This window comes from Solidesulfovibrio sp., assembly GCF_029978005.1.
In the GTDB taxonomy this organism is placed as follows: Bacteria; Desulfobacterota; Desulfovibrionia; order Desulfovibrionales; family Desulfovibrionaceae; genus Solidesulfovibrio.
Genome location: NZ_JARKOZ010000123.1, coordinates 62,476 through 70,712, shown reverse-complemented (window position 1 = coordinate 70,712; position 8,237 = coordinate 62,476). Strand labels below are relative to the sequence as shown.

General features: G+C 67.2%; 5 protein-coding genes. 1 reads left to right on the top strand and 4 read right to left on the bottom strand.

All coding sequences use genetic code 11. From position 1 onward, the window contains the following. Positions 1-135: 135 nt before the first annotated feature. Genes glpK through Q1K70_RS14305 form a run of 4 tightly spaced genes read right to left on the bottom strand, consistent with a single transcriptional unit; the run spans position 136 to position 5,117 of the window. Entirely contained in the window at positions 136-1,629 is a 1,494-nt protein-coding gene (gene glpK / locus Q1K70_RS14320; RefSeq protein WP_300160899.1) for a glycerol kinase GlpK, read from the bottom strand. Positions 1,630-1,631: 2 nt separating this feature from the next. Then, a complete protein-coding gene (locus Q1K70_RS14315) occupies positions 1,632-2,417 on the bottom strand; it encodes an MIP/aquaporin family protein (protein ID WP_300160897.1) in 786 nt (261 codons plus the stop codon). A gap of 11 nt (positions 2,418-2,428) precedes the next feature. Beyond that, positions 2,429-4,156: an FAD-dependent oxidoreductase gene (locus Q1K70_RS14310; protein ID WP_300160895.1), complete on the bottom strand. Its 1,728-nt coding sequence runs from the start codon at positions 4,154-4,156 to the stop codon at positions 2,429-2,431. Between the two features lie 13 nt (positions 4,157-4,169). Next, positions 4,170-5,117 (bottom strand): sugar-binding transcriptional regulator, encoded by a 948-nt coding sequence (locus Q1K70_RS14305; protein ID WP_300160893.1) that lies wholly within the window; start codon positions 5,115-5,117, stop codon positions 4,170-4,172. A 661-nt stretch (positions 5,118-5,778) separates the two neighbouring features. On the opposite strand from Q1K70_RS14305, the gene Q1K70_RS14300 reads away from it, so the two are divergent. Continuing rightward, on the top strand, positions 5,779-8,193 hold the full coding sequence (locus tag Q1K70_RS14300) for a glycyl radical protein (protein ID WP_300160891.1): 2,415 nt from the start codon (positions 5,779-5,781) through the stop codon (positions 8,191-8,193). The last annotated feature ends 44 nt before the right edge of the window (positions 8,194-8,237 follow it).

Here is an 8,237-nt window from a genome sequence, read left to right as displayed (position 1 = left end):
TCAAAGCAACAACTCGTCGGCCAGATCATGGAGTACATCAAGAACTATAACGAGCTCTGGGCAAAGCCCTTCAAGTGGACCTACACCGGCAAACCGCTGGTCGCTTAAATATGTATTAATTTTGAGGACGCGACACTAGGACTCGATCCAATTCTTGCTGCGTTCCACGGCCCGCTGCCAGCCCTGGATCAGCTTTTCGCGCTCGGCCGGGTCCTTGTTCGGTTCGAACCGGCGGTCCAGCTGCCACATGGCCGTGATCTCGTCCTCGCTTTTCCAGAAGCCCACGGCCAATCCGGCCAGATAGGCCGCCCCGAGCGCCGTGGTCTCGGTCACCCTGGGCCGCTCCACCGGCACGCCCAGGACGTTCGCCTGGCACTGCATGAGCAGGTTGTTGCGGGTGGCCCCGCCGTCGGCGCGCAGGGTGGCGAGCTTGATGCCGGCGTCTTTCTGCATGCAGTCCATGATGTCGAGGGTCTGCAGGGCGATGGACTCCAGGGCCGCCCGGGCGATGTGGGCCTTGGTGGTGCCCCGCGTGATGCCGACCATGGCGCCGCGGGCGTACTGGTCCCAGTGGGGCGCGCCCAGGCCCACGAAGGCGGGCACGAGGTAGACGCCGCCGTTGTCCGGCACGGACAGGGCGAGCTGCTCCACCTCGGGGGCGCTCTTGATGATGCCCAGGCCGTCGCGCAGCCACTGGATCACCGCGCCGGCGATGAACACGCTGCCCTCCAGGGCGTAGTGCATGCCCGCCGAGGTGGACCAGGCCACGGTGGTCAGGAGATTGTTCTCGCTGATCCGGGCGACCTTGCCGGTGTTCATGAGCATGAAGCAGCCGGTGCCGTAGGTGTTCTTGGCCATGCCCTCGGTCAGGCAGGCGTTGCCATAGGTGGCGGCCTGCTGGTCGCCGGCGTTGCCCGCGATGGGCAGGGCGCGGCCCAGGAACTCGGGATGGACCTCGCCCACCACTTCCGAGGACCGGCTCACGCGCGGCAGCATGGAACGGGGCACGTCCAGGATCTTGAGCAGTTCGTCGTCCCAGTCGCCGGTGCGGATGTTGTAGAGCATGGTGCGGCTGGCGTTGGAGGCGTCGGTGACGTGCACCGCGCCCTTGGTCAGGTTCCAGATGAGCCAGGCGTCGATGGTGCCGAAGAGCAGTTCGCCCTTTTCGGCCCTGGCCCTGGCGCCCGGCACGTTGTCCAGCATCCAGTTGACTTTGGTGCCCGAAAAGTAGGCGTCCACGACCAGGCCGGTCTTTTCGCGGATGACCTTCTCCAGGCCGCGCTCTTTCAGTTCGTCGCAGAAGCCGGCCGTGCGGCGGTCCTGCCAGACGATGGCGTTGTGGATGGGCGCGCCCGTGGCCTTGTCCCAGACCACGGTGGTCTCGCGCTGGTTGGTGATGCCCACGGCCGCGATTTCCGAGGCCTCGACGCCGGCCTGTTGCAGGCAGTCGTTCATGACGAAGGACTGGGTGTCGAAGATCTCGTTGGCGTTGTGCTCCACCCAGCCCGGCTGGGGGTAGATCTGCGTGAATTCCTTTTGCGCGATCTGCTTGATGTCGCCTTCGCGCGTGAAAAGGATCGCCCGGGAACTGGTCGTGCCTTGGTCAAGGGCCAACACGTACTGGCTCATGGCTAACACTCCTGCGCGCCGTCTTCGCAATAGTCGACATTGGGGTCCTTGTTCAGAGCGCCTGTGGTCCTGTCGTAAATGAGCGCGCCAAGGGGCCCGCCCACGAGGGGGCCGAGTATGGGCACGAGCACGATGCTCGTATCCATGAGGTTCGGCTGGGTGAAGCCGGCGACCAGGCCGAAGAGCCGGGGGCCGAAGTCGCGGGCCGGGTTGATGGCGTATCCGTTCATGGCGCCAAGGCTCATGCCGATGGCCATGACCAGCATGGCCACGGCCACCGGGCCGATCCAGACCACGCCGTTTTTGGCCCCGAAGTCGCCGATGGACAGGATGCCGAACATGAGCACGGCGGTGCCGATGACCTGGTCGATGAATCCCGGCCAGAAGCCCGGCACGGCCGGGAAGGTGCAGAAGATGCCCGCCGTCTTGACCAGTTGCGGGTCAAAGAGCAGCCATTTGGCCTTGAAGTCGAGAAACGCGATGGCCGCGCCCACGAAGCCGCCGGCGATCTGGGCCAGGGAATAAGGCAGCACCTTGCTCCAGGGAAACCGGCCGGTCACGGCCAAAGCCAGGGTCACGGCCGGATTGATGTGCGCCCCGGACCGCAGGCTGGCCAGCACGCCGAAAAATACGCCGAACCCCCAGCCGAAGGTGATGGTGTCCCAGCTGATATTGAGCCCCTCTCCGAAAAAGACCTTCATGGCCACGCAGCCGGCTCCGAATATGATGAGGATCATGGTCCCCATGAATTCGGAAAAAAGTTCCTTCCCCAGTGACGATCCGTTCATCTCGACCCCTCCTACAGCGCTTGCGACGTTTGCCTCCTCCCTTCCGTGGCGGGAAGGGACCGGTTGTCCAGGCCTGCCTCTGCCGACGTGTTCGTCCGCTGCGGCTCCATCGCCCCGTGCCCGGCGAACCAGGCATCCAACAGCCGGCGGACGCTCTCCACCTCGCTTGCGCGGCGCGCGTCATCCCAGCCGAGTTCCCGGCCCATGATCTCCGCCACGGCCGGGGCCGCTTCCCGGGCATGGCGCATGTCGACGAGTCCCAGGGGGAGCCGGCGCAGCAGAACGTCCCCGACGCGGCGCGCCATCTCGTGGCGCACGGCGAAGAGGACCTCCGCGCCGATGTAAGGGTGCTCCGGATGCACGGGCCGCATCAGGTCGTGTCGGCGGCCGAGCTCCAGGATTTTTCCGGCCTCGTCGCCATAAAGGGCGAAAAGCGACCGGGCCAGGGCCGGCTCCACGCCGTGATGCGCGGCCAGGTCCCGCCAGGCCTCGGGATAGAAGGTCCGCGAGCCGACGAGCCGCAGCTCGCGCGTGGCGCAGGAACGCCCCCGCCCCAGGCCGAAGGCGGCGCAGGCCGCGTCCACGGCGTCCTCGGCCATGGCCCGGTAGCTGGTCCACTTGCCCCCGGCCATGGTCAGAAGGCCCGAGGGGCTCTTGTCGATGACGTGGGAGCGGGCCAGCTCCTGGGTGTTCTTCTTTTTCGGGTCGAAGACCAGCGGGCGCAGGCCGTTCCACACGGCCAGGATGTCCTGGCGCGCGACGGGCCGGCGCAGGTAGGCGCTGGCGTAGCGCAGCAGGTAGTCCACGTCCTTGCGCTCCGGCGCGGGGTCGAAGGCCACGTCGGCCGGCTCGTCGGTGGTGCCGAAGAGCACGTGCCCCTGCCAGGGGATCATGAAGAGCACGCGTCCGTCCTCGGTGCTCGGGATCATGAGCGCAAGGTCCTCGGGCGTGGTCCCGGCCGGCAGCAGGATGTGGATGCCGGAGCTGGCCTTGAGCATGCTTTGGGCCTGCGGGTCGTCCATGCGGCGGATGGCGTCGGCGAAGGGGCCGGTGGCGTTGACCACGCCCTTGGCCGCCACGGTCCAGGTCCGGCCGCCGATGCGGTCGCGAAGCTCGGCCCCCCGGATGCGGCCATTTTCCTTGACCAGGCCGGTCACTTCCACGTGGTTGGCGCACACGGCCCCGTGGGAAGCGGCGGTGCGGGCCAGGGCCACGGCCATGCGCGCGTCGTTGAACTGGCCGTCGTAGTAGATGACCGCGGCGGCGTAGCCGTCGAGGTTGAGCTGCGGGAAGAGCTTTTGCGCCGTGGCCCGGCCGACCAGGCGGCTGCGGCCCAGGGCCAGGCGGCCGGCGAGCAGGTCGTAGAGCACCAGGCCCGCAAAGATGTAGGCGGCCTGGAACCAGGTCCTGACCGGGGTCATGAGGCGGATGGGATGGGCCAGGTGGGGGGCGTTTTTGAGCAGCCGGCCGCGTTCGCGAAGCCCCTCGCGCACCAGGTCGAACTGCTCCTTGTCGGCCTTCATGATGGCCTTTTCCAGGTAGCGCACCCCGCCGTGCACGAGCTTGGTGCTCTTGCTGCTGGTGCCCTGGGCGAAGTCGTCGCGCTCGACCAGGGCGACGCGAAGCCCCCGGGTGGCGGCGTCCAGGGCGATGCCGCAGCCCGTGGCCCCGCCGCCGACGACCAGGAGGTCGAAGGTTTCCCCGTCCTGGAGACGGCGCAGGTGTTCCTGTCTGTCCATGATTCCACCTCGGCTAAACGTTGAGCAGGCTGGCGGCCGTGCCCGCGTCCGTGACGCACACGTGGACGTAGCCGCGCCGCAGCACGGCTTGCAGTATGGGCGTCTTGGCCATGCCCCCGGAGACCAGGACGATGTGGGGGACCTTGCACAGCCCGGCGAAATCCGGGGACATGCTGCAACGGTTGACCTCGTGGTCCACCACGTTTCCCGCCGCGTCCAGGAAGCGGCCGAAGAATTCGCCCACGGCCCCGGCCCGGGCCAGGTCGCGGCGCTGGTCCTGGGTGATGGCCCCCAGCGCGATGTTGGTGGCCTGGGCGGAGATGTCGCCCACGGCCGTCAGGATCATGTCCACATCCAGGGCTTCCTGGTAGAAGGTGCGGAAAAAGGGCTGGGCGGCGATGGTCTCGCGCACCTCCGGGGTGGAGACGAACATGGGCGCGGGCAGGTGGTTGCAGACCTCGGCCTGGAGCTTTCGGGCGAACATGGCCGTGGAGTCGAAGGGGTTGACCGGGCTTCTGGGGACGCCGCCGTAGAGCGAGGTCACGGAGACGCCGCGCACGGTCCGGCTGACCATGCCGTTTATGGCGGCGCGCATGGTGTAGCCCCAGCCCACGCCGAAGCGCTGCCCGTCGCGCAGTTGCAGGGAGGCGTATTCGCCGGCCGGCCGGCCGACGGCGTCGTAGTAGTGCAGCCCGCCGCGCTCGGGGGTGGGCACGACGATGGCGCGCACCAGGCCGTACTCCCGGACGAGGCCGGCTTCGAGCTCCACGCAGTCCTTGAAGGCGGTGTTGATGACGACCCGGATGAGGCCGGCCTCGCGCCCGGCCTGGAGCAGGCGGTTGACCTTGAGGCGGGTGAGGCCAAGCCGTTCGCCGATTTCGGCCTGGGTGAGCTCCTCGTTGAAATACAGCCAGGCGACGCGGGAGATGAGCTGGTTTTCGCTCTCATCGTGCCAGGTCATGGACAAGCTCCCTTGCCGTCGGCGCGGGACCGGGCGGCGAACGCTCGTATGGTGACGTTCTGGATACAATTGTAAAACTATTACGTCAATAGTACCCCAGGAAAACGGCGCACCCCCCGGCTGGCGCGCCTGGGCGACAGGCCGTGAAGGGCGCACGATTTCCATGAAACTTTAGAAAGTTTGCCACAATCGAAATCCTCTCCACGCGAAGTCGCCACCCGGCCAGACGACGACGAATCAGCGAACATTTGCGTACCGATAAATTCCTATGTTCGGGACGCAGACAGCCCCGCCCCAGGGGCGACAGCGGCGACGCTGCCGGGCGAACCGGCGACCCGGCCTGCCCGGGCGCGTCGCCGCCGCGAGCGGCCGCCGTCCGTCGGACGGCCCCGCCCGGCGGGATTCCTGTCACGGTTCCTAATGGAAAAATGCGGGCACAGGGCGGCAAGCGGCGCGAAATACCACGGCCGGGGGAGAAAAATCACCCTTCTTGGTGATAGAGTGACTCCGCGAAAAAGACGTAATGGGCAAACATCGGATTCCAAGACGATCCGCCCGTTCGACGTCGCCGAACGGTTTTCCTCGCCGGGCCCGGGACCGCGAGCCGCCCGTCGTCGAAAGGGGTTTCCCGCGCATCCAACGTCATCAGGAGGACGCCGTCATGACAAGCCCAGCCGAACAAGCCTTGCTCGAGAAGATCGACGTGTTGCAGCTGCCCGGACCCACCGCCCGGGTGGAGGCCATCCGGGAACGGTTCATCGCCGTCGTCCCGGAAATCTGCGTGGAGCGGGCCCAGCTCGTCACCGCCGCCTACAAGGAGACCGAGGACCAGCCCGTGATCCTGCGCCGGGCCAGGGCCCTGGAGAAGATCCTCGACAACATGACCATCTTCATCCAGCCCGACGAGATCATCGTCGGCAACCAGTGCACCAAGCCCCGCTCGGCCCCGGTGTTCCCGGAATTCTCCTGCAAATGGCTGGAGGACGAGCTCGACCGCCTGGAAAAGCGCACCGGCGACGTGTTCCTCATCTCCGAGGAGAAAAAAGCCGTCCTGCGCGAACTCTTCCCCTACTGGAACGGCCGCACCACCAACGAGCTGGCCACGGCGCTCATGACCCCGGAAAGCAAGGAGGCCCAGCGCCGGGGCGTTTTCACCGTGGGCAACTACTATTTCAACGGCGTGGGGCACATCAGCGTGGACTATGCCCTGGTCCTGGAAAAAGGCCTTTCGGGCGTCGTCGCCGCGGCCGAGGCCGAGCTGGCCAAGCTCGAGCTCACCAACCCGGCCCACCTGGCCAAGCACCAGTTCCTGACCGCCGTGACCGCCGCCAACAAAGCCGTCATCCGCTTCGCCGGCCGCTTTTCCGCCCTGGCCGCCGACATGGCCGCCACGGAGGCCGACCCGGGCCGCAAGGCCGAACTGCTGGAAATCGCCCGCGTGTGCGCCAAGGTGCCGGCCGAGCCGGCCGGGAGCTTCGCCGAAGCCCTCCAGTCCTTCTGGTTCATCCAGCTCGTCCTGCAGATCGAATCCAACGGGCACTCCATCTCGCCCATGCGCTTCGACCAGTACCTGTTCCCGCACCTGCTCGCCGACAAGGCCGTCACGGCCGAAAAGGCCCAGGAGCTCCTGGACCTGCTCTTCATCAAGTTCAACGAGATCAACAAGGTGCGCGACGAAGGCTCCACCAAGGCCTTCGGCGGCTATCCCATGTTCCAGAACCTCATCGTCGGCGGCGTGGACCGCGAGGGCGAGGACGCCACCAACCCCCTGTCCTACATGTGCCTGCAGGCCACGGCCAACACCAAGCTCTACCAGCCCTCCATCTCCATCCGCGTCCACAGCGACACGCCGCGCGCCCTGTACGAGAAGGCGGCCGAGGTCACGCGCCTGGGGCTCGGCATGCCGGCCTACTACAACGACCGGTTCATCATCCCGGCGCTTTTAAGCCGCGGCCTGACCCGCGAGGACGCCCGCGACTACGGCATCATCGGCTGCGTGGAGCCCCAGGTGGGCGGCAAGACCGAGGGCTGGCACGACGCGGCCTTCTTCAACATCGCCAAGGTGCTGGAGCTGACCATAAACGACGGCGTGGACCCGCTTTCCGGCGAACGCCTGGGCCCGAGCACCGGCGAGCTGACCACGCTCGCCACCTACGACGACCTCATGGCCGCCTACCGCAAGCAGATGGCCCACTTCGTCAAGCTGCTGGTGATCTCGGACAACGCCGTGGACGTGGCTCACGGCCAGCGCGCCCCCCTGCCCTTCCTGTCCTCCCTGGTCGACGACTGCATCGCCAAGGGCCTGTCCCTGCAGCAGGGCGGCGCGCACTACAACTTCACCGGTCCCCAGGGCGTGGGCGTGGCCAACGTGGCCGACTCCCTGGCGGCGCTCAAAAAGCTCGTCTACGAGGACAAGGCCGTGACCCTGGCCGAGATCAAGGCGGCCCTGGCCGACGACTTCGCCGGGGTTGCCGGCGAGAGCCTGCGCCAGATGCTGCTCAACCGCGCCCCCAAGTACGGCAACGACGAGCCCTACGCCGACGACATCGCCCACGAGGCGGCCCTGGCCTACTGCCGCGAGGTGGAGAAATACACCAACCCCCGGGGCGGCGGCTTCCAGCCCGGGCTCTATCCGGTCTCGGCCAACGTGCCGCTCGGCGCGGTGGTCGGCGCGACCCCGGACGGCCGCAAGGCCGGCGCGCCCCTGGCCGACGGCGTCTCCCCGGTCTCGGGCATGGACCACTCCGGCCCCACGGCCTCGGTCAAGTCCGTGACCAAGCTCGACCACGTCATCGCCTCCAACGGCACCCTGCTCAACATGAAGTTCCACCCCAACGCCCTCAAGGACAGCCAGGGCATTTCCAACCTCATCGCCGTGACCGAGACGCTCTTCAACGGCGGCGGCACCCACATCCAGTACAACGTCATCAACAAGGAAACCCTGCGGGACGCCCAGGCGCATCCCGAAAACTACCGGGGGCTGGTGGTGCGCGTGGCCGGCTACAGCGCGTTCTTCACCTCCCTGGACCAGGCCATCCAGGAGGACATCATCTCCCGCACCGAGCAGATGTTCTAAGCCCGACGGCTTCGGTTCGGAGCCGCCCGCCCCGGGCGGGCGGC